Source organism: Flavobacterium ovatum (assembly GCF_040703125.1).
GTDB classification, from domain to species: domain Bacteria; phylum Bacteroidota; class Bacteroidia; order Flavobacteriales; family Flavobacteriaceae; genus Flavobacterium; species Flavobacterium ovatum.
The window spans coordinates 2360576-2386369 of record NZ_CP160035.1 but is presented as its reverse complement, the minus strand read 5'-3'; the positions used below and the strand labels follow the sequence as shown (position 1 = coordinate 2386369).

Genomic DNA, 25794 nt, shown 5'->3' with positions numbered 1-25794 from the left:
TATGATTACAAAATATACTTCAGAAATATTTGATGTGCTCCGCAGAGGACAATTTATCTGTTCTAACAGTCCAAATGAACACATTCAAACGCTTTATAAAGTACTCGAAGAACAAGATACCTTTGAAGATTTACACGAGTATTTTTATCAAATAAATTATATTTTAGAACAAGGAAACGAATATTTTTATTTTAGTCGTGTTGAAAATAATGTCGACTTAGACAGAAAATTGGAAAAAGCATTTAATTGGATTGATATACTAGATTTCTTCAAAACTTTTGATTCCTCTTTTGATGTTGGTTTTCGGTTTTCCCCTGCGGATATTGTAAACCAATTAAAAAACAATGCAGATTTAAAGACGAAATTAGAAAATCTTAAAAAAATAAGTGGAGAGCAAAAGAACTATGATCGAATTAAAAAAATAATTGAAAAATTAGAAAAGGATAATTTCATCTCTTTAGAAAATGAGATTTCTGAAACCTACAAAGTTTTAACTTCTTTCAATTACCTAAAAGACATCATTACGACTATTAATATTCCTGAAGAAATAGAAAATGAGATACCTGAATAAAATAGTTTTTATCAACAGCGCATCTATAAAATATGCTGAAATTGAATTAGACGGAAACACCCATTTAATCGGTACACAAGGTGTTGGAAAAAGCACTTTGCTTCGAGCTATTTTGTTTTTTTACAATGCCAATAAAACGAAATTGGGTATTCCAAGAGAAAAAAAAGGTTTTGATGACTATTATTTTGAGTATCAAAACTCCTACATTATCTATGAAGTGGTAAAAGATAGTATACCATTTTGTGTTTTAGCTTACAAAGTAAACGGTAAAGTTGCTTTTCGATTTTTTGATTCGGAATACAAAAGTGAAAGTTTTGTTGATGACAATAATCGAGCATTTGAAAATTGGGAAAAGATTAGAAATTCGTTTGGAAAAGAAATTCACTATACGCCCTTGATTTCAAATTATGAAGATTTTCGCAGGATAATTTATGGTGATAATAAAGGATTAAATGCTGAATTCAGGAAATATGCTTTAATTGAAAGCAAGCAATACCAAAATATCCCTAGAACCATCCAAAATGTATTGTTGAACTCTAATTTAGAGGCTAAATTCATTAAAGACACCATTATAAATTCTTTAAATGAAGACGAATTTATAATCGATATTGAAAACTATCATAAAAGTCATTTACGAGATTTTGAAACACAAATTAATGATATTAAAATATGGTTTAACAAAAACAAAAAAGGTCAAATAATTGTTCGTAATCAAGCAGAAAGAGTAATTGAAAAATACAGGATTTTTAATTATTTGAATAGAGAAAAGAAAGAATTAGCTTCAAGTTTGAATTCCAGAGTGTCTTATATTGAAAGCCATAAACCTATATTGCTATCCAACTTTTCGAATGAAAACAATACGCTTATTTCAATTTTTAAAAAGAAGGAAAACTTACAAGACCTTCATTTAAAAAGAGAACAGAAAATAATTTCAGAGATAGATTATATCAAGAAAGAATTAACCAAAGCAGGCGACAAACAAACCGAATACAACAATCAAAATATTACTGATTTAATTGAAAAAGTAGCACAGAAAAGCACTTTAACGAATGAACAAAAAACCTTAGTAGAAGAAAAAAATATTCTCACCTCTTCATTCGGATTGATTACTCAAAAATATGAAGCATTATTAGCTCAGGTACAAAACCAACATCAAGAATATACCAATACTCAAAACGCGGAAAAGAATAATATTCAAAGTTCATTTAGTGAAGAAAAATCTTCATTAATCGATAGATATCAGTTATTGATTTCACAAATTAAAGGGGATCATAAAGCGGAACAAGAAAAAGCTTCGAATGAATTAAAAAGTATAGAAAATGAAGAGAATCGTTTTAAGAACAAAAAATCAGAACTGAAACATCAGAGCTTTTTTGTTGCAGAAATTGAAAAATGCAAAGGAGAAAAAGAAACACTGAATGGTCAACTGAATACGGCTACTTCTATCATTTCAAATTCAAAAAACAAATCGCAAAACATTCGAAAAGAATGGGAATTAGAAACAAAAGATATCGAAAGAAATCATACTGTTTCCATTGAAAAAGAAATTGAAAAAAATCAAAAATTCGAAAAAGAAATTGAGGTCATTCAAAATAAAATCAAGCAAAGTAAATCGTCACTTTATGGTTGGCTAAACGATACAATTCCTAACTGGGAAAACACAATTGGAAAAGTTATTGATGAAGACAACGTCTTATTTATTTCGGACTTAAACCCACAATTAATTGATAAAAATGCGAATACTTTTTTTGGCGTAGAACTGAATTTAAATGCTTTGAAAAGCAGAATTAAAACGGTAAAATATTATAATCTTGAAATTGAAGAACTTCAAAATAAGATTAAGGATATTCAAAAAACTATTAAGCAAACCACCATCGATAAAGATGGTAATTTGCTTAAACTTAAAACTAAATTTCAGAAAATTATAAAAGACTTAAAAGATAGTATAGCGGAAAATGAATACAATATTACTCAAGTTGAAGAAAAACTAAAGAAAAACAAAATTGAATGGAATGAGTGGATTGAAAAATCCCAAAAGGAAAAAGGAATAATTCTAAGTAGTTTAGAAAGTGAATTGGATAAAATAGCCTCTCAAAAAATTAAAGCACAAGAGCAAATAAAGATTATTAAAAAAGGAATTGATCGAAAAGTCACTTTAAAAGAAAAAGAACGAGATACTGAAATTTCAAATCTAAATACGATAAAGAACACAAAAATTGAAGTAATTTCAACTGCAATTTTAGCAAATAAAAAAGAGTGTGACTATAGAATTCTGGAACTAAAAAAACAACAAACTTCGGAATTAGATGACAAAGGGGCTGATACAAAAAGGCTTTATTTAATTGACGTTAGATTAGGTGAACTATCAAATTCGCTAGATTTTATAACTATTAACGAACGTATCGTTATTGAATTTGAAAAAGATAAAAGAGAACTTTTTGATAAAATACCAGAACTGAAAGCTAATAAATTAAGCTTAGAAAAAAAGCAAAATGCTTTTGAAACTGAACATAAAATTGAAATTAAAAAATTAGAAGAAAAATACAGCAATCAAAAAGAAATAGTTGAGAACATTCAATCAAAAAGAAACGAATTTGAGATTGATGAAAACAAGTTTCTAGAGTTTAAAAAATCAGAAACTTTCACAAGTATTCAAATTCATTTTTCTGATGCAACAAACAAAATTGAAGATACAAAAACGGCTGTTGCAATTATTTCGGAAATAAACGACAAACATTATAAAGGAATTGAAACATTCAAAGAGTTACAGCAAGCCATCAACAATTTTAATGGAAACTTTAACGAGCATAATATTTTTAGTTTTAAAGTAAAGTTAAATGAGGATTTGGATTATCTAAATTTCGCATTAGACTTAAAAGAATTTGTTGAAGCTGATAAAATAAATGAATTTGAAAAAAGAGTGAATGAACGTTTTGCTAATATTATTCGGTTAATTGGCAGGGAAACCACTGAATTAAATTCAAAAGAAGCAGAAATTGAAAAAATTATCCGAAAAATAAATGACGATTTTGTGAACAAAAATTTTGTGCAAGCCATTAAAGAAATGGAAATGAGAACGCAAAAAAGTTCAAACTCAATAGTGAAATTACTGATTCAAATCAAAGAGTTTAACGACGAGAATAGTGTTTTATTAGGAGAGTCAAATTTGTTTACAAGTTCAGAAACCAATTCAAAAAATCAAAAAGCTGTAGAATTGTTAAAGCAACTGGTAAAAGAGCTGGAAAAATCTAAAAACACTTCGCTTACTTTATCAGAATCTTTCGATTTGCAATTTAGAATTGTAGAAAATGATAATGATTCGGGTTGGGTAGAAAAACTTTCCGATGTTGGAAGTAAAGGTACCGATATTTTGGTAAAAGCGATGATTAACATTTCTTTACTTAATGTTTTTAAAGAAAGTGCATCAAAACAATTCAAAGATTTTAAATTACACTGTATGATGGATGAAATAGGTACATTACATCCTACGAATCAGAAAGGTATTCTACGTTTTGCTAATGAAAGAAACATTTTATTAATCAATGGTTCTCCAACAAGTCAAAATGCAACCGACTATAAATACACGTATAAATTGGCTAAAGAGCAATCTAAAACGGATGCTAAAAAATACATAACTAAAATAAATAGGCTGATAAAGGTAAATACCAAAATTCTTGATTAATGAATTTAACCTTAAAAATAGCAAAAGTATTAGTCCAACTCATTAATGGCGAAACTATTCCAGATAGCTCAGCTAAAAGCAAGTTAATTGATGATTTAGTTAGAGAAAATATCATTTTTAGAAAGGGAAAACATAAAAAAACTTTACAGCTATTTAATGAAAATAACTTACACCTTTATTTAATAAATCAATTACAAATCAATGATTTGAATAAGTACATTGAAGCTTTAGAAAACGAAAATTCAAGTCGCGCTGACTTTGTAAAAATTACTAGCGACTCGAAAAACTCAAAGGAAAGAGCTTTTAAAGGTTTTTTGGTAAACTGTTACAATCCAATTATTGCTGAATTAAATAATAAGTCAATAACAATTAATCCTGTCGAAGGTAGTTTTATTTTTATTTATGATTATGAAACTTTTAAAATACCCAAAAATGTAACGATCATAGGTGTTGAAAATGCTAAAAACTTCAGTCAGATTCAAGAACAGCAATATTTATTTGAAGGTTTAAACCCGTTATTTGTCTCCCGTTATCCACAAAATCAAAATAAAGATTTAATAAAATGGCTGAAATCTATTCCTAATAATTATCTACATTTTGGAGATTTTGATTTTGCAGGAATTGGAATTTATTTAAATGAATACAAAAAGCATTTATCACAAAAGGCTACCTTTTTCATACCTGAAAATATTAAAAGTGCTTTATGTGAAAATGGAAATAGAGAAAGATTTAATAATCAAAAACTAAATTTCAAAATAGATACCATTCAGGAAGTAAAAATTTTATACTTATTGGAAATCATTAATACAGAAAAAAAAGGTTTAGACCAAGAATATTATATTGAGACCGAAACCCAATGATAATAACAAAATTTACATAAAAAAAATTATTACATTTTACCTATACAACAATGTTCTAATCAGTATATGCCTTTTGTCAAAAAACGGATTAAATAACCGAAGAATAAAGACTCTTACTAAATTAACAACCTTGAAGTTAACTGTTTAAATTCTGTAATCAAGACCCTCAAAAAACGTCAAAACTGGTATCAAGTGTTCAACTGTAATCCCAATCACTCCAAAGGAACCTTGATAATAATATAATTATCAGGGTTTTATTTTTATCTTTTCTTTTCCTGACCTACACATAACTTTTAAAGGATAAAAAAACCTCCCTTTTCTGAGTATTAGTTACTTAATATTGATTATCTATTCCTAATGATCCACTCTAAATCTTCAAAAAGTATTTTGATATTTGTTCAGTCTTGACTATATAAAAAGCTTCCGATTTCCCTGAAGCTTTTTTGAGATTATTAAACTTTACTTTTTATTATTTCCTGTTGGTAAATAATATAACATACCAAAACCAATTAAAAAAATCAGCAAAGAAGCTATAAAAGCTGGAATCAAAATTTCGCGATTATTGTCTAATGCGTTGTTCAAAGAAGCATACAACAACCAAATTTGAATACTCACATTCAAGATTAATATAAATATCAATGTCGAAAGAATCGCATTTAGTTTATTGGGATTGGCTTTATTTTGACTGGTTCTAAAATTACTCATAAGCTTTTATTTAAAATTTGAATTAACTGTGATACTCCACTTTTTCTGCGGCTTTTACATAAATATCATTGTCTTTGAAGAAGACATCTAAATTTGGCAATGCACGTGGCGGAGGACCAGCAATCACATCTCCTGTTTTGGCATCAAACGAACCTTCGTGACAAGGACAATGAATAATTCCTGTTCCAGGTTTGTAGAAAACAGAACAAGAAAGATGCGTACATTTCTGCTCATAGGCTTTGAACTCACCCGTTTCTAGATGAATTAAAATATAAGGAACGGTACTTCCTTCGATTACAAAACCACGAGTTCCTCCAGAAGGCACTTCGTCTTTTTTGCATACAAAATGCTCTCCAGCCACTTCTTCCTTGGGCATCAAATACGCCTTGGCTGCAACGACTCCGCTACCAACCATCAAACCTCCAGAAACCAAGGTTAGGAATTTGGCAAAATCACGACGACTTACATTGGTTGCTTGTTGTTTTTCTATTGGAAAATCTTTCTTCCAATTTTGATTCAAATTATCTTCTTTTGACATTTTTCTTATGTTTAAAGTGTAAAGCTGATTTAGCAACTTTTCACAATTTCCTTTTTATACTAAAATATTATCAATTCGGTACTGCCTTTTGGCATCATAATATTCACTTTGGTATTTACAATCTCTTGTCCAAAAACAAAAGTATTTACTGGTGAACTATTCGGACGCATTTCGGCGATTTCTTCTTTCGTACCATAAAACAACGCGCCACTAGGACAAACTGTTGCGCACATTGGTTTTTTCCCTACACTCGTACGGTCATAACACATGGTGCATTTCATCATTAAATCATAGCTTTCTTCTTTTTTGGGTACACCAAAAGGACAAGCAATCACACAATTGGAACATCCAATACATCTTTCAGTATTGGCCGTATGTACGATTCCGAATTCGTCTTTGGAGATGGCATCTGCAGGACAAACGTTGGCACAAACGGGGTCTTCGCAGTGCATACACACTTGTACTGTTGTTTGCACAGTCGAAGCACGGTCAACATAATTCACGTGAATCATCGAATCTTGTCCGTTCGTCTCACATTCGGCACAAGCCATTTCGCAGGCTTTACAGCCAATGCAACGTTGCATATCTACAAAAAACTCTTCATTTTTATTAAAACTGGTATAATTCATAATTTTATCAATTTTTTATAGATTAAAGACTAGCGTAAGCCTTGGATTCATTAGAAGGAGCTGCAATTTCGTTAAGTGGTTCCAAGTGACAAGCACAAACTTTAAACTCAGGGATTTTGGAAATTGGATCCAAAGTTCCCGGTGTCAATTGGTTTGCCGATTTTTTTCCAGACCAGTGGTACGGAATAAAAACGGTATCTTCTCGAATGGTTTCTACGATATTCGCGGGAAAAACGCCATCTCCTCTTCGAGTTGAAACACGCACCAATTCCCTTTGTTTGATGCCGAATTTCTTTGCCATAGCCGGATGAATTTCTAATAACGGCTCAGGATATTGGTCAACTAATTTCCCTATTCTGCGGGTTTGTGTTCCACTTAAATATTGCGAAACTACACGACCCGTGGTCAAAATCACAGGATAATCCGCATCGGTAACTTCCCCAGGAAGTTTGTAAGGTGCAGCATTAAAATGTGCTTTTCCGTCTGGAGTTTTAAATTTTCTATCTTCCCATAAACGCGGGGTTCCGGGATGCCCGATTTCTGGACATGGCCAAAAAACACCCATTTCGTCTTCTATTCTTTTATAGGTAATTCCATAATAATCTGCTGTTCCTCCTTTGGAAGCTACACGCAATTCATTAAAAATAGCCTCACTATTTTCGTAAGTAAACTTATCTTCTGCTCCTAACCTTTTGGCTAATTCTAAAATAATAGAAGTGTCTGTCCTTGCGTCTCCCGGAGGTGTTACCGCTTGACGAATTCGAATAACTCGACCTTCGGCAGATGTGGTTGTTCCCTCCTCTTCTTCTTGTAATGAACCTGCCAAAACCATGTCGGCATGACGAGCGGTTTCATTCATAAAGAAATCGATACAAACATAATATTCTAATTTTTCTAAAGCTTCACGAACATAATTACTATTCGGCAAAGACACCAACGGATTGAAACAAATAGACAACAATCCTTTGATTTCGCCTCGATGAATCGCCTCGATTATTTCGTAAGCAGACAACCCTTTCCCAGGCATATCTTTTTCATCAATTCCCCAAACATCCGAAATATATTTGCGGTGTTCTGGGTTTTCAATATCCCTATTTCCAGGCAACTGATCACATTTGTGACCGTGTTCTCTACCACCTTGGCCATTTCCTTGTCCTGTGATGGTAGCATAACCACAATAGGGTTTTCCGATTCGTCCTGTTGCCAAAACCAAATTGATACAACCCAAAACATTATCTACTCCTTTTGAATGGTGTTCGATTCCGCGAGCATGAAGCAAGAAACTTGTATTGGCTTTTCCCCATAATTTGGCTGCAGCTTCTATTTTTTCTTTCTTAATTCCTGTGATTTCTTCGGCCCATTCGAGCGTATTGTCTTTTACAGCATCCAAAGTTTCTTGAAAACCTGAAGTATGATTGTCGATAAAATCGTGGTCCAACATATCGTGATCCGCCAAATATTTCAGCATTGCTCCGTATAAAGCAGAATCGGTTCCGGGACGAACATCCAAATGAATATCGGCAGTTCTAGCCAGTGGAATCATCCTTGGGTCAATTACAATCAATTTGGCTCCTCTATCTCTAGCCTTCCAAATCCAATGCGTTAAAGTTGGAAAAGTCTCGCTGACATTGGCACCAGCCACAATAATTACTTCGGCATATTCTAAGTCCGAATAATTATTCGAACCTCTGTCTAATCCAAATGCTTTTTTGTTTCCAGCACCTGCACTTACCATGCAAAGGCGTCCGTTATAATCTAAGTTTTTTGTTTTTAAAGCTACTCGGGCAAATTTCCCCATCAAGTAACTTTTTTCATTGGTCAAGGAAACTCCCGAAAGTACCGAGAAAGCATCGTTACCATAAGTAGTTTGAATGCGTTTGATTTCCGAAACCGTTTTATCCATCGCTTCATCCCAAGAAGTCGGTACAAAACCTTGTCCTTCGACTCTTTTTACGGGATGCAAAAGGCGGTCAGGATGGTTGTTTTGCAAATAGCGCTGTACTCCTTTTGGGCACAATCTTCCTTCGTTAAAAGGAAATTCCATCCAAGGTTCAAATCCAACCACTTTATTATCTTTCACAGACAATTGAATTCCGCATTGCATACCGCAAAAGCAACAATGTGTTTTTACCAATTCGTCTGGTTCATCTCTTCCTTCATATCCCTCTTTTGGACTGTAATTAAGCGTTGGTCCATATTGAGCAATAATATTTTCTTCTGAAACGGGTAATTTTGCCATGATTTTTATTTTTTTTTGCCTCGAAGGCACAAAGTCTATTTTATTTTTTTTTGCCACGAAGACTCAAAGGCTCAAAGTATTTTTTACTTTCTATTTTGGTACGAAAGCTGAAAGTCTTTTTATCACTTTTCTAATTCAAATTACAACTGTAAACTGCAACTGAAAACTAAACAGTTCCTTAATTATCCAAATAAATTACCTCCAGCGGTTCTTGCTTTCAAATGGGCTTGTGCCAAACGAGATCTTTTTCCTTCGGGACTCAAGTCTAAATGGGAAGTTCCGTCTTCTCTATCGAAATTAAAACCTAATTCTTTGGTAACTATTTTCAGGTCATTGATATGTAAATTGGTTGCATATTCTTCACCTGTATGTTCGCACACTGCCATACCTTGTTTCATTCCTTGTTTTTTGTAAATATGCGCTCCAATTTGTGCTGGACGCTGAATGATGTGGAAAAACTTCCCAAACGGAATCCAAATCAAAAACATAATTACGGTTATCGCATGCAATACGGCCAAAAAGTCAAAAGCAAAACCTTTCATAAATTGGTACGAATACGTTAATCCTAATCCCGTTACCGAAATAGCAATTAACAAAATAAGTGGTAACAAATCACCTTCAAAACTTTGAGTTGCAATCAATCCTGGGTTTGTTAATCGTCTTCTTAAATAATACAATGAACCTAAAATCACTAAGTAGGATGACCAGTTCAAAGCGTGAAAAGTCAAGAATGCAACGACAGAACCTAGTTCGAAATCCATTACTTTGAAACCAAAAAAATGGGCTTCATAAATCGAAATTGAATTGGGTGCCAAAGTAAAATGTATCCATCCAAAAGTAAGCGGAATAGTTATCATAAAAGCCGATGTACAACCAATGGCTATCATGAAATGCGCCATCCAACGGTATTTTCCTCTTGGATAAATAAACTTTTGAAAAGCAATATTTTCAATCGTTTCCTTGGATGCAAACCAGAAATGCGAAATCACTTTTCCTGTAAACAAATAGCTTATACCTCGTTTGAAATATATCCAAGTGGGTGGCCTTTGCAGCCAAACAGTATATCTATAAACGATTCCAAAAAACGCAAACACCGTTCCGAACAAATAGGTTACTAATGCAGCATCAAAATTTTGCAATTCTCTAGAACCATAGAAAACAAGCACAATCATAAATACAGACAAAAGCGTCGCAATAAGTAAGGCTTTTAAATTATAAGTCTTATTTTTCATTTCGAATAGTTTTAATTAAAATGCAGATTAACTAGGTTTTTCACACCCTTTTCTATTATAAAACCACCAATTTATTCCAGTAGCTAATATACAAAACAATATCAAACCAATAAAAAACTGATTAGCAGACCCATTGGAACCAATATTACTACCAATTAATATAGAAAAAATAAAAGGTCCAAATGCAGCAATCGCTGCGGTCCAACCGATAACTCCAGCTGCTTGTCTTTGATTTTCAGAAAATATAATAGGAAATTGTCTAAAAGTACCTGCATTTCCAACTCCTGTAAAGAAAAACATCATTAACATTACACCTACAAACAATGGAAATTGATCCATGCTTGTTGGAGCTACCAGTCCTTGTGTTACCAAAATTATGGTTCCTGCTATAATTCCTAAACCTGTAATAGTCGTTAAGATTGCTCCACCAACTTTATCAGCAACAAAACCAAATAAAACTCTACTTGCAGAACCAATTAATGGTCCGTAAAAAGCGTAAACTAATGGGTCTGGAGCGTTTGCAAAATCACCGTATAAAAACTTAATCATCAATGGAAATGCTGCTGCTAAACCTGCAAAAGTTCCAAATGTCATCAAATAAGTGATGGTACAATACCAAGTATGTTTGTTTTTAAAAATATCCATTTGCTCTTTTACAGAAACCCGCATCGGGATGCTCTTTAAAAACAACCAACTAACAAGCGCCAAACCCAAAAGAAATCCAGTGTACCAAAAGGCAGCCGATTGAATGTAGATGTCTGTAGTTTTAACCGCCTCGTTTTTGGGGCTAATTTTGTGTAATATTTGTGCAGCCAACTTAGGATTAGCACTTGCAATTGCTTTTGATTTCTCTTTTATTGGTAATGCAGAGAAAATTTCGTGATTTTCTTTCGAATGCGTTACTGCAGAAACCGAATCCAATACTTGCTTCTTTACTGTTGCTAAAATTGAATTTTGAGTTTTGACATCTAAAGCGGCAAAGACTTCTTTTTGTTTTTCAACTGTGGAATCTTTAAGAACAATCTGGGTGTTTTTAGCATCGATACTAGTAAACACTGATGAAGCCCCGTAAATACTAACACTCAAGATAAGTGGCGTTATAAACTGAGCCAAACTAACCCCAAAATTTCCAATTCCAGCCTGAATTCCTAAAGCAGTACCTTTCAATCTTTTTGGAAAAAACAAACTTGTACTGGGCATAAAAGACGAAAAATCTCCTCCTCCAAAACCGGTAGTAATTGCCAAAAGGACAAACACCCAATAGGGAGTATTAGTATCCATTACCGCAAATCCAACTCCAATTGCTGGAATTAATTTAAGTAAAGTGGCAAAGGTTACAACATGCCTTGTTCCGAAAATAGGCAAAATAAAGGTGTGAATAATTCTCAAAAATCCTGCAGCCAATCCAGGTATTGCTACCAACCAAAAAAGTTGATCTTTAGTGAATGAAAAACCGAGTCCCGGTAATTTTACAGCTATAACACTCATCATAAACCATGAACCAAAAGACATAATTAATGACAATGTTGTAATAATCAATGTTCTCCAAGCAATTTTACTTCCCGTTTCGTTCCAGAATTTTTCGTTTTCTGGTTCCCAATTGTCTAACCATGTTTTCATAATCTTTTATTTTATGGTATTATTTTATTTTTGTGAATTTTCTTTTAATGATTAATGTGTTCGATTTCACGACTAAAATCTGGATTTTTCTTTCTCAATATTTTTATAATAGTGTTGTGCATCCATAATAAACATATTGTAGAAATGACGAAAATAAACAACCAAGAGCTTGTCCAAAGTCCTGTAAAATTGAGTAAATAACTAAAAATAATTGGCCCGAAGAAACCTCCTAAACCTCCAATTAATCCAACCATTCCACCTACAACTCCTACTTCATTTGGAAAATATTCGGGTATGTGTTTGTAAACTGCAGCTTTCCCAATTCCCCATGAAATCCCGATTAAAACCACCAGAATTACATACACCCACATATTGGCAGAAAACTTAATTTGCGTAACACCTTTAGCAAGTAATTCTTTCTTTTTTACGGTTTGATTTTCTTTAACTATTATTTCTTGCCAAGAAGTTTTAACTGGTAAAACCGAAGCGTCTGTCAAAACACCATCTACTCTTGGTTTAATACTGTAATCATTCCCGTTTAATACCAATCCATGTTCGGAAACTTTGGAAACTACACCCGCATTATTTGCCATGATACCAGGACCTGAAGTAAACAATTCCATTTTTGGAAACATCAGCAAAAAACTAATCGCCATCGTAGAACCCAAAACCCAATACATTACTTGTCGAGCGCCATATTTATCAGACAGGTAACCTCCCAAAGCACGAACTACACCGCCAGGCAAACTGAACATCGTTGCAAACATTCCGCCCATGACCAAAGTGGTGTGATAGACATTCATGAAATTTGGCAACAACCATTGTGAATACGCCACAAAACAACCAAAAACCAAGAAGTAATACACTCCAAATCGCCAAACTCTAGCCGATTTCAACGGAGTCAAAAGTGTTTTTAGATTTTTTGATTCTCCTTCTGGTTTTTTATTTTTAGTAAAAACGACAAATACGAGACCGATGCATACCAAAACAATAGCATAACTTACGGGTAACATTTTCCAGCCATTTACTGCGTCCTCTTTCGAGAAATAATTTAAAAGAGTTGGTGCTACAAAAGTGGTGATGGCTGCACCTGCATTTCCCATTCCGAAAATTCCTAATGCTCTACCTTGCCAGTTTTTTGGGTACCAAACCGAAGTATAAGCAATACCAACTGCGAAACTTGTTCCGACCAATCCAAACAGAAAACTTAGGACAGCAAAACTCCAAAACGAATTGGCATAAGGCAATAAAAACAACGGAATCGCACAAAGGAATAGCAATGCAGAGTAGATAATTTTACCTCCAAACTTGTCGGTTAAAATTCCGATTGGCAACCTAAAGATGGCACCAGATAAAATTGGAATTCCGAGTAACCAACCCACCTCAACAACTGACCAATTAAAAATGCCTCTATCTACTAAAAAAGTAACCAAAACACCATTCAAAGTCCAACACGCGAAACATATGGTGAATGCGAGTGTATTCAAAAATAACATTCGATGTGATTGTGATAAATTACTCATTTTTTGCTTCTCTTAAATTATACAATTCTCAATAAAAGACATTAAAATCCTTTATTTGATGAAGCAAAAGTAATCCCTAAAAACAGCTTATTATATGATAAATATCAGAGTTCGGAAAAATAAATCGAATTATAGCCTTGTTAAAACACACCATTACATACCCATTGCTTTATATAATTCCTGATAACTAGGATTATTGGGTGCTAGTGATTTTAACTTCAAAACCGATTGTTTTGCTTTGGTCATATTATTACTTTGACGGTAAACAAATGCTAGTGCGTAATGCAAATCGGGTTCATTGGGACTTATAGAAATCCCTTTTTCAAGCACGGCAACTGCCTCTTGAAACTTATTTTTTTCGAGTAAAAGCAATCCATAGTTATAGTAAACTCTTGAATTTCTTGATTCTAATTGTACCGCTTTTCCAAATGCTTTTTCGGCTTCAACTTTATTATTCATTTCATTGTACAACAACGCCATATTGTAAAAAACGCGGTCATTTTTGGAATCGTTTTTAGCCGCTACTTTCAATGCCAATAATGCTTTATCGTTGTTTCCTTGCGAATTATATATAGTAGACAAATTCAACAAAGCATAATTCATCTGACTGTCTTTTCGTAAACCTTTCAAATAATATTTCTCTGCATTCGCATAATCATTCAACTTTAAATAGTAGTCGCCCATCATTACATTTCCTGTAGAAAAATCGGTTTGATAGTAGAGATAATCTTTGAGTTCTTTTTGCGCAAGCGCAAAATCTTCAGTCCAATTCGACGGGATTTTATCAACGGGAATCCCAATATACAAATCGGCAGCAGCAATTCTCACGGCTCGAACTTTATCTGTCAATAATGGGCCAACATTATTAATCCAAGTCGAATATTCAAAATTATTTAAGCTTCGTAACGTTCGATAACGAACTTGTGCATCGGGTTGATGCAAACATTCCAAAAGCGTTTTTAAACTCGAATTGGTCTGAATGCTTCCTAAATAAAAAACAGCTGTAGCTTTCACAATATTTGGAGTTGTCGCTTGTTTAATTAATTGTACCAAATGTTTTTCGCTATTGGCGTCCAGCTTGCTTCCGGGGATTAAATCATCGGCAAAGTGGTATTTTCTTTTGGTTCCAAACCATTTTTCAACCGCACTAGCAAGTTGCTTTTCGGTTTTGTCTTTGTGGCAATTACTACACGCATTTGGCGTACCATATTTTACCGATAAATCTGGTCGTGGCACTCTAAAACTGTGGTCGTGACGCAAATCATTCCCCATGTACAATTTACCCGGCATGTGACAACTTACGCACAAAGCACCTGCACTACCAACAGCATGATTGGTATGAGATTGCACATCATAAGTAGCCGGAACGTGACACTGTAAACAAGTTTGATTCCCTACTTTTTTCAGTTTAGTAGAATGTGGATTATGGCAATTACTACATGTTACACCTTGACTATACATTTTACTTTGCATAAAAGATGTGTATATAAAATCTTCATCGTCAATTTGTCCGTCTGCAAAAAAGTTCTCTGTGGATGGAATTTCCGGAATATAATTATCCAATAATTCCTTGCTATCTATTTTCTTGGAACTAATCTCGCCAGCCCGAACGTGACAAGGGGTACAAACCAAAATTTCATCGGCTTGACTGGCGTTTTTAGGAAGTTTCAGATAACTTCCTTCTATTCTATCCCCCGATTTATAATCCCCACCTTTTACAAAATCAATATGTTTTTTGCCTGGACCGTGGCAACTTTCGCAGCTCACATTTACCACACTATAACTGGTTTTGTAAACATCTTTTTCGCTATCATAATTTTTATGAATATTGGTCGAATGGCAGTAGGCACACATGGTATTCCAGTTTTGTGCATTCCCTGTCCAGTGCAACCAGTCGTGTGCAGGGATTTTTTCTCCCGGATATTGGTTAAACCACTTCTTTTTGTTAACATCCCAACTTGTGCGCAATACTTGCAAGCGTCCGCCTGGAAATTCAATTAAATATTGTTGCAATGGCGTAAAACCAAAAGTGTATTTGACTTCAAAATCATGATTGGCACCATCACTTCCTTGGGTGTTGATGTAGAATTTTTTTCCTTTTTTGAAGAATCGGCTCGTCACACCATCTGCGGTAAAAGTGATGTTGTTAAAGTCCCCTTTTACTGTTGAATCGTTGGGCGGCAACATGGATTTATAATGGTGTGAATCCGACCATTCGTTATGCTGACCGTTATGACATTCTTTGCAAGATACATCACCCACATACGCTATTTTATTGGATTCTATTTTTGAAAAAATTCCGTCTTTGGCATCAAATTGAGGCAAAAAATAAAATCTAAATGCTACAAAAAGCAGCAATACAAGTCCGATAATGAGTAGTGGTTTGCGATACATAATTGATGAATTAAAAAAAATCTAAAAAAAGGCCATAAAAATGAATTTATAGCCTTTTGATCCTGAGGTTGAATTAGTAATTAGATTGTAATTCAGAGTGGTTAGTTTTCCAAAAGTTGCATTGCCTCCAACTTTAGCTGGAAGTATAAAATCAGAAATAAGCTATTTGGCTTTAGCCAAATAGTAGATGATCTTGGCTAAAGCCAATACTACAATTGCTTTATTTTCCCTCCAGCTAAAGCTAGAGGCAATTGAAACTACTGTTGTACTAAAAAGCTATATAATTAGATTGTTATATTTTTATTTATTGACCAAATAAACGTGTCGTGTATTTGCGTGAAGGATGGTAGCGGCATCCTTTTTTGGGGCTTTTTTTGCCCCAAAAAAGATATAGCGAACAGCCTGACCCGTAGTTTTTACGAAGGGGCACGCCCAAATAATGCTGCTTTTTTTATTTTATCGAAAATAGTTTTGGACTTATCGAAACCATCAACCAAGCCCAATTGTTGGTATTGGCTGGATTTGCTACGCCATTGATGCGTTCCAAAGTACTAGACCCAAACATTTGAGAATAGCCACCGGAGAGCATAATGTCTTTTTGAACGGCATAACTGGCGGTCAAATCAACCTCTGTACCTAGGTAACTGTCCATTTTGTTGCTTGAACTATCCAAAACCGTGTTGGCGGCATTGAATACATGCGGAATCAAATTGAATTGCCATTTGTTTGCTGAATAATTCAGTTTCAAAAACACATCTTGCAAGCCTACGCTATTCACGTGATTTTTGACATAGAAATAATCCATATATCCGTTGAAAGCGTGGTTGGTTCCAAACAATGGTGTGAAAGATTTGAATCCTGCACTGCTATCGTCTTGGTCTTTTCCTGAAAGGTATTCGTAGCCCAAACCTACTTTGAATTTGGTTGAAGCAGCATACATCAAATTGGCAGCCACAGTCCAAGCATCCACATCTTGACCGACACTTTTACCCGTTTGCGCATACACACCCAAATTGGCATCCCACTTTTTGTCTTTGAAAACCAAATAAGTTCCAAAGGTTTGTTTGTAATCTACCTCCAAATCGCTAGGCGTTTTGGCGTATTGATAACCCGTATTCAAGAATAGAAAACTTGCACTTATTTTGTCCAATTGGGTGTGGTACCAAGCATATTGCATGGCTTTGTAATTCACCGTATATGGAGTGGTTGGTGCTAAATTATTTTCTGCCGCTGCGTTTAGGGCAAATCCTAAATCCAATTGGTTGCTTTTTTTATGATACGAAAACACAAGGGCATCATGACTTTGTCCTTGTTGAATCCAGTCAATTTCGCCCATAATACGTTGGTTGTCATACGAAATCACTTGACGTCCTAAACGTACATTCCAATCGGGATTCAAATCATATTGTCCCCAAGCTTCGAATACGGCAACTCCATTTTTGTCAGTCTGAGTCGTCGTCGCAACATCTCCCCAAGTGCGAATGTTTTGTAGACTTAATTTGGTTTTCAATTTATCTTGTTTGAAATTCATATTCAAACGAGAACGTTGCGAAACAAATGAAGTTGGACTTTCGCCGTTGGCAATTAATTTACTAAAGCCGTTGCGGTACTCATAACGAGGACGCAATTGCAAACTAGCGTCAAATTCTTGAGCAATTGCTCCTACTCCAGTCATTGTCAATAATGACAAACTGATTATTTTTAGTAATTTCATTTTATTAATTTATTTTTTTAGCTTCTTCAATGATTTTCTGTACAGTGTTGTCTGAATTCACCCCCAATCCTTCTTGTTGAAAAGTAAGTTCACCCTCGGCATTAAAAACGCTGATAATATTCGAATGAGAGAAATCCAAAGGAGCAATTTTCTTGTAATTTACAGCCAACACTGCTGCAAACTCTCTAGTGTTTTCTTCGGTAGAACGCAAGAATTCCCATTGTTCTCCTTCCATTTTATTGGCGATTGAAAACTCTTTTAAACGTTCTGGAGTATCGGTTTTTGGGTCAATACTGATTAAAACCAACTTTACATCTTTCTTAATATCCTCTGGCAATCGAGATTCTATATTACGCATATCTGCCACCAAACGAGGACAAGCAGCTTTGCAGGAAGTATAAATCATGACCATGACCAATACTTTTCCTTTTAACTGTTTCATTTCGATTTCCTGACCGTTTTGGTTGGTCCATTTGGATGGTAAATTATAAATCGACAAGTCCGAAATGGTTTTCTCCTTTACTTCGGCCTCCTTTTTTTTGCAATTTTCGAAAGTGAAAAGGATTGTCAAGAGAAATAAAACAGCCATTCCTTTTTTAAGAAAGCTATTTCGTTTTGATGTTAGGATTGATTTCATTGTATTGATTTTTGGATAAATTTATTTGTCTTGCGCACATCTAAAACCTAAGTTTTTGGTACTATAAGTTGCTTTCAAACTTCCTCTAAAAGCGTAGCGCATAAAGGCAGCATAGTTCATCAAGTCGGTTGCGTTGATAGAACCGCTTCCGCAAAAGAGATTTCTGTCGGTATCTTTATCTTTCCTGGATTCTCCTGATAGAAAAATGCTATTGAAATCGGATGTCCATTCCCACACCAATCCGTGCATGTCGTACACGCCCCAATAATTTTTGTAGGTGTGTCCCACTTCATTAATAGCAGAATTTGGTTTTTCGTACCAAGACAAAATAAATTTATTGAATTCTTGTTTGGTACGGGCATCAGACCGTTTTTCATCGGCCATACCTACATATTCCCATTCGTCCATAGACGGCAAACGTTTTCCTTGACACTCACAATATTTTTTGGCTGCAAACCAAGAAACATTGGTTATCGGTGCGTTACTCAGGTTATTTTTACCATAATCAAAATCGCTTTTCCATTGATTTAAATAACTTTTATCGGCATACAAACCAATAATTTTGGAACGGCTGTAGGCTGGATATTTTTTTACAAAAGCTAGATATTGCACATTGGTAACAGGATAAACATCCATTTTAAACGAATCTACTTTGGTAGGTTTTTTGGCAGTTGCACCATAAAGGGGAACAAAAGTCCCCCCGTTTATAGGTACCATTTTTACTTCTTGAGCACCAAGAATGCCCCATGCAAACAATAGAAAGAAACTTGCTATTTTATGTAATAAAGACATGGAGAGGCTTTGGTTTTAGGTTATTTGATTGTCCGCCATGCGGACAACGAGATTATTTGCACGCAGATGACGCAGATTTAAGCAGATAAAAACGGATTTTTTTCAATCTTTAATTAATCAACTCAATAGATTTCTTACACCTGTATCCTTTAAAATTTACCATTTTGAAAATGTTTTTTTCACCATTAAGAAATTAAGAAAATTTAGCTTAATGGTTCTTAATCTCTAAATGGTAAATTAAAAGGCAAAATGGTATTTTATTTACGTTGCGCTTTTGCCATGGCAACTGTAATTACTTTTTTGCTATTACCCCAATTGGCATATACATAAGTAAGTACATCTGCTACTTGTTGATCGGTCAAAGCTTGTGCAGGCATTGGTGTTGTGTACTTTTTACCGTTAACAGTCATAGGAGCCGAAGATCCTTTGATGACTTGCTTTATGGCACGGTTTACATCGGTATTTAAGTAATCTGATTTTGCCAATGGAGGAAATGCTCCTGGAATTCCAGCTCCCGTTGCTTGATGACAAGCGACACACGTTTTATTATAAACTGCTTTACCTTTGTTTGCATCTTGACTATACCCTTGCAATCCAAAACCTAAAATTGCAAGTCCTAAAATGTACTTTTTCATGACTTTATTATTTATTTAGAATTTATTTTTTACTTCTTTCCGCTTTTACCATTGCTGGTGTAACCGTTGTTTTATTATTTCCCCAGCTGCTGTATACATAAGTCAATACATCTGCAACCTCATCATCGGTTAAGTTCTGACTTGGCATTACACTATTGATTTTTTTACCGTTAACTGTAATTTCGCCACTTAATCCTCTTATTACCGCATGAATAGCACGTTTTGGGTCAGCATTCAAGTAGTCTGACTTTGCCAATGGAGGGAACGCATTTGGAATCCCTTGTCCTTCGGATTGGTGGCAAGCAAAACAAGTGGTTCCATAAATCCCTTTACCCGCTTTGATTTGCTCAGGTAGCGTTTTTGCAACAGATGGCGCTTCCTCTTTTTTACGTGCAGGCATATTTTGAATGGTTCCTCCTTCAGGTAAATAAATTCCTTCTTGAGTTGTACCTGCAAATAATTTTTTATTCTCTGGCCCTTCTACTTTTAACATTCCCAAAGCACCTTTGTTAAATGCTCTAAAGATTGAGTGGTCAACCAAGATGAATGTTCCAGGAACATCTACTTTGAACTCTACAATTGCCGCTCCACCAGCTGGAATCAAAGTAGTTTGCACATTTTTATTAATTGTTTCGCCACCTTCAACGTGTACTTTGTCAAAAATTTCCCCAATCACGTGGAAAGAAGACACTAAGTTCGGCCCACCATTACCCATATAAATACGTACTGTTTCGCCTACTTTGGCAGTTAATGCATTATCACCAGCAATGGCACCCACTTTACCATTAAATACAACGTAATCTGGCGTTTCTTTTACCGCTTTATTCATGTCGAAAGGTTGCATTCCTTGTTCTCCATAACTTCCTTTGGTATAGAAGTCACCTTGCATCACGTAGTATTCCTTATCCACTGGCGGTAATCCACCTTCTGGTTCAACCAAAATCAGTCCGTACATTCCGTTGGCAATGTGCATTCCTACCGGTGCAGTTGCACAATGGTACACATACAAACCTGGATTTAAGGTCTTAAAATTAAACACTTTCTCGTGTCCTGGAGCTACGATCGATGCTGCTGCACCACCACCTTGTCCTGTTACGGCATGTAAGTCGATATTGTGCGGTAGCTTATTGTCTGGATGGTTTTTTAAATGGAATTCTATCTCATCACCAACTCTGGTTCTAATAAAACTTCCTGGTACCGTTCCTCCAAAAGTCCAATAAATGTATTTGGTTCCATCGACCATCTCGCCTTCTCGCTCAAGGATTTCCATATTGACAACCAACTTCATTGCTGGTCTATCGCCTACTGGTTTTGGCACTAAGGGTGGCGAAGTAAGTTCTGCTTCTTTTTGACCTTCAACCTCTACATTTTCATAATTTTTGTCCTTTTCGTCCTTGTTCTTACAAGAAAAGAATGCCAAAGAAGCAAATAATACAAAGGCAAATACTTGCGGGAATTTTCTAAAATTCAATTGGTTTTTCATATTTATATGGTTTAAAATAACGACTTTCAAATAAAAGATATTTTTGTCTTTTATTTCGGTAAATGTACAATAGAAGCTTCACTCAAAAGATGATAAAAATCATGTTTTTAACTTATTTTTAAGATTGATTATTTAAACCAAAATCGACTTGAAGCAAGTAAATAAAAAAAGGTCTAATATTCGTACCCAAATCTGAACTATTTGAATACTCTCCACTTCAAAAATGAATTTAAGACTAAGTAAAAGGCATGATTTCTAGTAAAAATAATTTTAGCAAGGTCACTACACTCCTAATAGTAGAAATTCAAAAAACATAATACAAAAAGCAACAACATACTAACTAACAGTGAATTATAAAAAATAATTTAATTAAGGATAAATTTATCTTTTATTAAAAATAATTACTAAATTTGCTTATTCAAATAAATATAAAAACAACAATATGGAAACTTTAGAAAAAATTACAATTGGAGAATATGTAGCAAAAGATTTTAGAACAGCCGCTTTATTCTCAAAATACGGCATTGATTTTTGCTGCAAAGGAAATAGAACTGTAGAAGAAGTTTGTGAAAAAAAAGCTGTAAAACCAGAAGATTTACAAATCGAAATTGAAGCTGTTTTGAATACTAAAAGTGATTCTGGAATCGATTTTAATGCATGGCCATTAGATCTTTTAGCTGATTATATCGAAAAAACACACCATCGTTATGTTGAAGAAAAAACACCAACATTACTTCAGTTTTTGGATAAATTATGTAAAGTTCATGGAGCAAGTCATCCTGAATTATTTAAAATCAACGAACTCTTCAAAGGTTGCGCAGGAGAACTAACACAACACATGAAAAAAGAAGAATTGATGTTATTTCCTTTTATTAAAAAAATGGTTACCGCATCAATTTCTGATGAATTAATTGCACAACCTCACTTTGGAACCGTTAAAAACCCGATTGCGATGATGATGGCAGAGCACGAAGCAGAAGGAGACCGTTTTGCTAAAATTGTAGAACTGACCAACAATTACACTCCGCCAGCTGATGCTTGTAATACCTACAAAGTGACTTTTGCAATGCTACAAGAATTTGAACAAGATTTACACAAACACATTCATTTGGAAAACAACATTTTGTTCCCAAAAGCAGTGGCTTTAGAAAAAGAATTTGCAGAACAGTAGAGAAAGTTGCTAAGTTTCTAAGCTGCTAAGTATCAAAGAAAGTTGCTGAGATGCTAAGTTTCTTAGCTTCTAAGTTTAAAACACAATAAATTAAAAAACAAGGCAAAACATTAAGCAGATAAGAATCTGATTTTTAAGGTAAGAAATAAAAAAAATTAGTCACTCAGAAACTTAGTCACTTAGCAACTTAAAAAACAACAACTATGGAGAAATACGTTATCAAAAGAAATGGAAAATACGAACCGTTTGAGTCTTTTAAAATTAAAGATGCTATTGAAAAGAGTTTCAAAAGTGCCTCTGTAGTTGTTGAGGAAAGTATTTTTGATAGTGTTAATGAAATACTCGAAACCAAAGAAGTTTGGGCTGTTGAGGAAATCCAGGATTTAATCGAAAAAGCTTTCTTTGAGAATAATTATTTTGAAGTGATGCGTTCGTTTATGTTGTTTCGTCATACTCGCAAACTTCAAAGAGAACATGTAAACGGTTTGAACGACGACACTACTTATGTAGATAGTACGCAAACCATTGAAGAATATATCGAACAAACCGATTGGCGCATCAATGCCAATGCCAATACCTCCTATTCCAATGCGGGATTAGTCAATAATGTTGCTGGGAAAGTGATAGCTAATTATTGGTTGGACAAGGTATACACTAAAGAAGAAGGCTACGCACACCGTAATGGAGACATTCACATTCATGATTTGGATTGCCTTACTGGTTATTGCGCTGGTTGGAGCTTACGGGTTTTGCTGAACGACGGTTTCAACGGAGTTCGAGGACGTGTGGAGAGCAAAGCTCCTTCTCATTTTAGAGAAGCTCTGGGACAAATGGCCAATTTTCTTGGAATTTTGCAAAGCGAATGGGCAGGTGCGCAAGCCTTTAGTTCGTTTGATACCTATTTAGCTCCTTACGTCTTTGCAGACGATTTGTCCTTTGATGATGTACTGAAAGCCGTTCGTAGTTTTGTCTATAATTTGAATGTTCCTGCTCGTTGGGGACAATCGCCTTTTACGAATATTACTTTGGACTGGGTGGTTCCCGAAGATTTGAAAACTCAGATTCCGACCAAAAATGATTTGCATTTTTTCGAAAGTAATTTTAAATATGACCTTTTGGTACGTGCCAATGAAAGAGGTGTCGAAAAATTAACCGATTTGAGATATGAACATTTCCAGAAAGAAATGAATCTTATCAACAAAGCCTATTATACCGTAATGACCGAAGGTGATGCCAACGGACAACCTTTTACCTTCCCGATTCCGACGGTGAATATTACCGAAGAATTTGATTGGGATGGAGAAAACACCGAATTGTTGTTTGAAAACACCGCCAAAATTGGTTCGTCTTATTTTCAAAATTTTATTGGCAGTCAATATGTTTTGGATGAAAACGGCAACCAAATTGAAAACGAAAACGCTTACAAACCCAATGCGGTTCGCAGTATGTGTTGTCGTTTGCAACTGGATTTAAGGGAGTTACTGAAACGTGGAAACGGCTTGTTTGGTAGTGCCGAAATGACCGGAAGTATTGGTGTCGTAACCGTAAACATGGCTCGTTTGGGTTATTTATACAAAGGTGATAAGTTCGAATTATTCAAACAACTAGACCATCTTTTATACATTGCAAAAGCGACTTTGGAGAAAAAGAGAGTGTTCGTTCAAGAAATGTATGACCGTGGATTGTATCCGTACACCAAGCGGTATTTGCAACATTTCAGAAATCACTTTTCGACCATTGGTGTAAACGGAATGAACGAAATGATTCAGAATTTTACGAACAATGAAGACACTATTGCCTCCGACACTGGAATAGAATTCGCTGCCGAAATCCTGGACCACATTCGAAACCGAATGAAAGAATTTCAAGAAGAAACGGGAAATCTTTATAATCTAGAAGCAACTCCTGCCGAAGGGACAACCTATCGTTTTGCTAAAGAAGACAAAAAACGATATGCAGACATCATTCAAGCGGGTCAAGAAGAGAATATTTATTATACCAACAGCTCCCAAATTCCGGTAGATTTTACGCAAGACCCGTTTGAAGCTTTATTGTTGCAAGACCAATTGCAATGCAAATACACTGGCGGAACGGTGCTTCATCTTTATATGAGTGAGAAAATCAGTTCACCAGAAGCATGCAAGCAGTTTGTCAAAAAAGTAATCTCCAATTTCAAATTGCCTTATATCACGGTGACTCCCGTATTTAGCGTTTGTCCCGTACACGGTTATTTGAATGGCGAACATGAATATTGCCCAAAATGTGATGAAATATTGATTGAAGAGAAAGAGAAAAGTTTAAAGATTTAAGGGGTTAAAAGTTTAACTGGTGAACTGGTTAATGGTGAACTACAAATTTGAAATCTTATTACATCAATAATCTAAAACTTTAAACAATTTAGACACTAAACTGTTAAAACAATTAACCTCTAAACAATTTTAAACTCTAAACCTTTAAACAAATAACCAGTTAAACTTTTAAACAAAAAACCATGAAAACAACAGCACATCAAATTCTAGAAGAAAATCAAAAATTGAGAACAAAATGCCTGGTATATACTCGTGTAATGGGGTATCACAGACCAGTAGAAAGTTTTAACATAGGAAAAAAAGGTGAACACAAACAACGTACCCATTTTACAGAAAGAAAATGTTGCTAAACCAATTTATAGCATCACTCCATTTACCTTATTAGATTACCCACATAAATCAGCTTGCATTCTTTGGTTTGCAGGCTGTAATATGCGGTGTTTGTATTGCTATAATCCCGAAATTGTTTTTGGTAAAGGAAGTATTTCTTTCGAAAAAATATTAGAATTCTTGAACAGCAGGAAACAATTACTAGATGCCGTAGTCTTTAGCGGAGGCGAATGTTTACTTCACAAAAAGAGTATTTTGTTTATTGAAGAAGTCAAAAAAATGGGCTTTCTGGTCAAAATAGATACCAATGGTTCACAACCCAAAGTACTTGAGGAATTAATCAAAAAAGAGTTGATTGACTATGTTGCTCTTGATTTTAAGGCGATGCCAGATAATTTTGAAAAAATAACACAATCGAATCTTTTTATCCCTTTCGAAAAGTCACTACATTTATTGCTCGAAAGTCAGTTGCCGTTTGAAGTTCGAACTACCGTACATTCTGATTTACTTAAAAAAGAAGATATTCATCGAATGATTCTTTATTTGGAAAAAGCAGGATACGTAGGCAATTATTACATTCAGCATTTTGTAAACGGAACGACTACTATTGAAAAACTAGGGTATTCGTTTAAAGAATTAGAAAAAGAAAACCTTTCGACAGAAAAAATAAAAATACATTTTAGAGGGTGATTATTCTATTTTATTTATAAACCATTAATTTAAAAATAGC

The 25794-nt window shown here is 34.5% G+C and carries 20 protein-coding genes; 7 read left to right on the top strand and 13 right to left on the bottom strand.

The window, feature by feature from the left end; translation table 11 throughout:
• The first annotated feature begins 1 nt into the window (after window position 1).
• Genes ABZP37_RS10085 through ABZP37_RS10075 form a run of 3 tightly spaced genes read left to right on the top strand, consistent with a single transcriptional unit; the run spans window position 2 to window position 5113 of the window.
• Complete coding sequence (locus ABZP37_RS10085) at window positions 2-571, top strand: hypothetical protein (RefSeq protein WP_366182685.1); 570 nt, start codon at window positions 2-4, stop codon at window positions 569-571.
• The gene (locus tag ABZP37_RS10080; protein WP_366182683.1) at window positions 555-4253 is read left to right on the top strand and encodes an ATP-binding protein; all 3699 of its coding nucleotides are present in this window, start codon (window positions 555-557) and stop codon (window positions 4251-4253) included. The genes ABZP37_RS10085 and ABZP37_RS10080 overlap by 17 nt, the downstream gene beginning before the upstream one ends.
• Window positions 4253-5113 (top strand): hypothetical protein, encoded by an 861-nt coding sequence (locus ABZP37_RS10075; RefSeq protein WP_366182681.1) that lies wholly within the window; start codon window positions 4253-4255, stop codon window positions 5111-5113. Before ABZP37_RS10080 ends, ABZP37_RS10075 begins: the two co-directional genes overlap by 1 nt.
• Window positions 5114-5572: 459 nt before the next feature.
• On the opposite strand, the gene ABZP37_RS10070 is transcribed toward ABZP37_RS10075, so the two are convergent.
• The 13 genes from ABZP37_RS10070 to nirK all read right to left on the bottom strand — a co-directional run bounded on the left by ABZP37_RS10070 (window position 5573) and on the right by nirK (window position 21254).
• On the bottom strand, window positions 5573-5818 hold the full coding sequence (locus ABZP37_RS10070; RefSeq protein WP_366182680.1) for a DUF6755 family protein: 246 nt from the start codon (window positions 5816-5818) through the stop codon (window positions 5573-5575).
• Between the two features lie 22 nt (window positions 5819-5840).
• Window positions 5841-6356 carry a Rieske (2Fe-2S) protein gene (locus ABZP37_RS10065; protein WP_366182678.1) on the bottom strand — a complete coding sequence of 172 codons (516 nt, stop codon included), beginning with the start codon at window positions 6354-6356 and terminating at the stop codon, window positions 5841-5843.
• Between the two features lie 59 nt (window positions 6357-6415).
• Window positions 6416-6985 carry a 4Fe-4S dicluster domain-containing protein gene (locus ABZP37_RS10060; protein WP_366182676.1) on the bottom strand — a complete coding sequence of 190 codons (570 nt, stop codon included), beginning with the start codon at window positions 6983-6985 and terminating at the stop codon, window positions 6416-6418.
• 22 nt (window positions 6986-7007) lie between these two features.
• Window positions 7008-9224 carry a molybdopterin oxidoreductase family protein gene (locus ABZP37_RS10055; protein ID WP_366182674.1) on the bottom strand — a complete coding sequence of 739 codons (2217 nt, stop codon included), beginning with the start codon at window positions 9222-9224 and terminating at the stop codon, window positions 7008-7010.
• Window positions 9225-9406: 182 nt separating this feature from the next.
• Window positions 9407-10456, bottom strand: a complete 1050-nt coding sequence (locus ABZP37_RS10050; RefSeq protein ID WP_366182672.1) for an MFS transporter — start codon at window positions 10454-10456, stop codon at window positions 9407-9409.
• Window positions 10457-10483: 27 nt separating this feature from the next.
• Window positions 10484-12076: an MFS transporter gene (locus tag ABZP37_RS10045; RefSeq protein WP_366182671.1), complete on the bottom strand. Its 1593-nt coding sequence runs from the start codon at window positions 12074-12076 to the stop codon at window positions 10484-10486.
• A gap of 44 nt (window positions 12077-12120) precedes the next feature.
• The gene (locus tag ABZP37_RS10040) at window positions 12121-13599 is read right to left on the bottom strand and encodes an MFS transporter (protein ID WP_366182669.1); all 1479 of its coding nucleotides are present in this window, start codon (window positions 13597-13599) and stop codon (window positions 12121-12123) included.
• Window positions 13600-13752: 153 nt separating this feature from the next.
• Window positions 13753-15993 (bottom strand): tetratricopeptide repeat protein, encoded by a 2241-nt coding sequence (locus ABZP37_RS10035; RefSeq protein ID WP_366182668.1) that lies wholly within the window; start codon window positions 15991-15993, stop codon window positions 13753-13755.
• Between the two features lie 451 nt (window positions 15994-16444).
• Window positions 16445-17707, bottom strand: coding sequence for an alginate export family protein (locus ABZP37_RS10030; RefSeq protein WP_366182666.1), 1263 nt, complete (start codon window positions 17705-17707; stop codon window positions 16445-16447).
• 4 nt (window positions 17708-17711) lie between these two features.
• Window positions 17712-18344 (bottom strand): SCO family protein, encoded by a 633-nt coding sequence (locus ABZP37_RS10025; protein WP_366182664.1) that lies wholly within the window; start codon window positions 18342-18344, stop codon window positions 17712-17714.
• A gap of 21 nt (window positions 18345-18365) precedes the next feature.
• On the bottom strand, window positions 18366-19061 hold the full coding sequence (locus ABZP37_RS10020) for a formylglycine-generating enzyme family protein (protein ID WP_366187522.1): 696 nt from the start codon (window positions 19059-19061) through the stop codon (window positions 18366-18368).
• A gap of 332 nt (window positions 19062-19393) precedes the next feature.
• Window positions 19394-19771: a cytochrome c gene (locus tag ABZP37_RS10015; RefSeq protein ID WP_366182662.1), complete on the bottom strand. Its 378-nt coding sequence runs from the start codon at window positions 19769-19771 to the stop codon at window positions 19394-19396.
• Between the two features lie 22 nt (window positions 19772-19793).
• A complete protein-coding gene (nirK, locus tag ABZP37_RS10010; RefSeq protein ID WP_366182660.1) occupies window positions 19794-21254 on the bottom strand; it encodes a copper-containing nitrite reductase in 1461 nt (486 codons plus the stop codon).
• A 442-nt stretch (window positions 21255-21696) separates the two neighbouring features.
• Between nirK and ric the strand changes: the two genes are divergently transcribed.
• The 4 genes from ric (at window position 21697) to ABZP37_RS09990 (ending at window position 25754) form a co-directional block, all read left to right on the top strand.
• The gene (ric, locus tag ABZP37_RS10005) at window positions 21697-22425 is read left to right on the top strand and encodes an iron-sulfur cluster repair di-iron protein (RefSeq protein WP_366182659.1); all 729 of its coding nucleotides are present in this window, start codon (window positions 21697-21699) and stop codon (window positions 22423-22425) included.
• Window positions 22426-22628: 203 nt separating this feature from the next.
• Entirely contained in the window at window positions 22629-24734 is a 2106-nt protein-coding gene (locus ABZP37_RS10000; RefSeq protein ID WP_366182657.1) for a ribonucleoside triphosphate reductase, read from the top strand.
• Window positions 24735-24916: 182 nt separating this feature from the next.
• Window positions 24917-25084: an anaerobic ribonucleoside-triphosphate reductase gene (gene nrdD, locus ABZP37_RS09995; RefSeq protein ID WP_366182656.1), complete on the top strand. Its 168-nt coding sequence runs from the start codon at window positions 24917-24919 to the stop codon at window positions 25082-25084.
• Window positions 25038-25754 (top strand): anaerobic ribonucleoside-triphosphate reductase activating protein, encoded by a 717-nt coding sequence (locus ABZP37_RS09990; protein WP_366182654.1) that lies wholly within the window; start codon window positions 25038-25040, stop codon window positions 25752-25754. The genes nrdD and ABZP37_RS09990 overlap by 47 nt, the downstream gene beginning before the upstream one ends.
• Window positions 25755-25794 lie beyond the last annotated feature (40 nt).

Excerpts from the sequence above, each read along its gene's own strand:
- ABZP37_RS10000 (WP_366182657.1), top strand. The coding sequence starts at position 22,629 with ATGGAGAAATACGTTATCAAAAGAAATGGAAAATACGAACCGTTTGAG.
- ric (WP_366182659.1), top strand. The coding sequence starts at position 21,697 with ATGGAAACTTTAGAAAAAATTACAATTGGAGAATATGTAGCAAAAGAT.
- nirK (WP_366182660.1), bottom strand. The coding sequence starts at position 21,254 with ATGAAAAACCAATTGAATTTTAGAAAATTCCCGCAAGTATTTGCCTTT.
- ABZP37_RS10025 (WP_366182664.1), bottom strand. The coding sequence starts at position 18,344 with ATGAAATCAATCCTAACATCAAAACGAAATAGCTTTCTTAAAAAAGGA.
- ABZP37_RS10045 (WP_366182671.1), bottom strand. The coding sequence starts at position 12,076 with ATGAAAACATGGTTAGACAATTGGGAACCAGAAAACGAAAAATTCTGG.
- ABZP37_RS10065 (WP_366182678.1), bottom strand. The coding sequence starts at position 6,356 with ATGTCAAAAGAAGATAATTTGAATCAAAATTGGAAGAAAGATTTTCCA.
- ABZP37_RS10015 (WP_366182662.1), bottom strand. The coding sequence starts at position 19,771 with ATGAAAAAGTACATTTTAGGACTTGCAATTTTAGGTTTTGGATTGCAA.
- ABZP37_RS10070 (WP_366182680.1), bottom strand. The coding sequence starts at position 5,818 with ATGAGTAATTTTAGAACCAGTCAAAATAAAGCCAATCCCAATAAACTA.
- ABZP37_RS10060 (WP_366182676.1), bottom strand. The coding sequence starts at position 6,985 with ATGAATTATACCAGTTTTAATAAAAATGAAGAGTTTTTTGTAGATATG.
- ABZP37_RS10035 (WP_366182668.1), bottom strand. The coding sequence starts at position 15,993 with ATGTATCGCAAACCACTACTCATTATCGGACTTGTATTGCTGCTTTTT.
- ABZP37_RS10075 (WP_366182681.1), top strand. The coding sequence starts at position 4,253 with ATGAATTTAACCTTAAAAATAGCAAAAGTATTAGTCCAACTCATTAAT.
- ABZP37_RS10080 (WP_366182683.1), top strand. The coding sequence starts at position 555 with ATGAGATACCTGAATAAAATAGTTTTTATCAACAGCGCATCTATAAAA.
- nrdD (WP_366182656.1), top strand. The coding sequence starts at position 24,917 with ATGAAAACAACAGCACATCAAATTCTAGAAGAAAATCAAAAATTGAGA.
- ABZP37_RS10020 (WP_366187522.1), bottom strand. The coding sequence starts at position 19,061 with ATGGTACCTATAAACGGGGGGACTTTTGTTCCCCTTTATGGTGCAACT.
- ABZP37_RS10030 (WP_366182666.1), bottom strand. The coding sequence starts at position 17,707 with ATGAAATTACTAAAAATAATCAGTTTGTCATTATTGACAATGACTGGA.
- ABZP37_RS10085 (WP_366182685.1), top strand. The coding sequence starts at position 2 with ATGATTACAAAATATACTTCAGAAATATTTGATGTGCTCCGCAGAGGA.
- ABZP37_RS10050 (WP_366182672.1), bottom strand. The coding sequence starts at position 10,456 with ATGAAAAATAAGACTTATAATTTAAAAGCCTTACTTATTGCGACGCTT.
- ABZP37_RS10040 (WP_366182669.1), bottom strand. The coding sequence starts at position 13,599 with ATGAGTAATTTATCACAATCACATCGAATGTTATTTTTGAATACACTC.
- ABZP37_RS10055 (WP_366182674.1), bottom strand. The coding sequence starts at position 9,224 with ATGGCAAAATTACCCGTTTCAGAAGAAAATATTATTGCTCAATATGGA.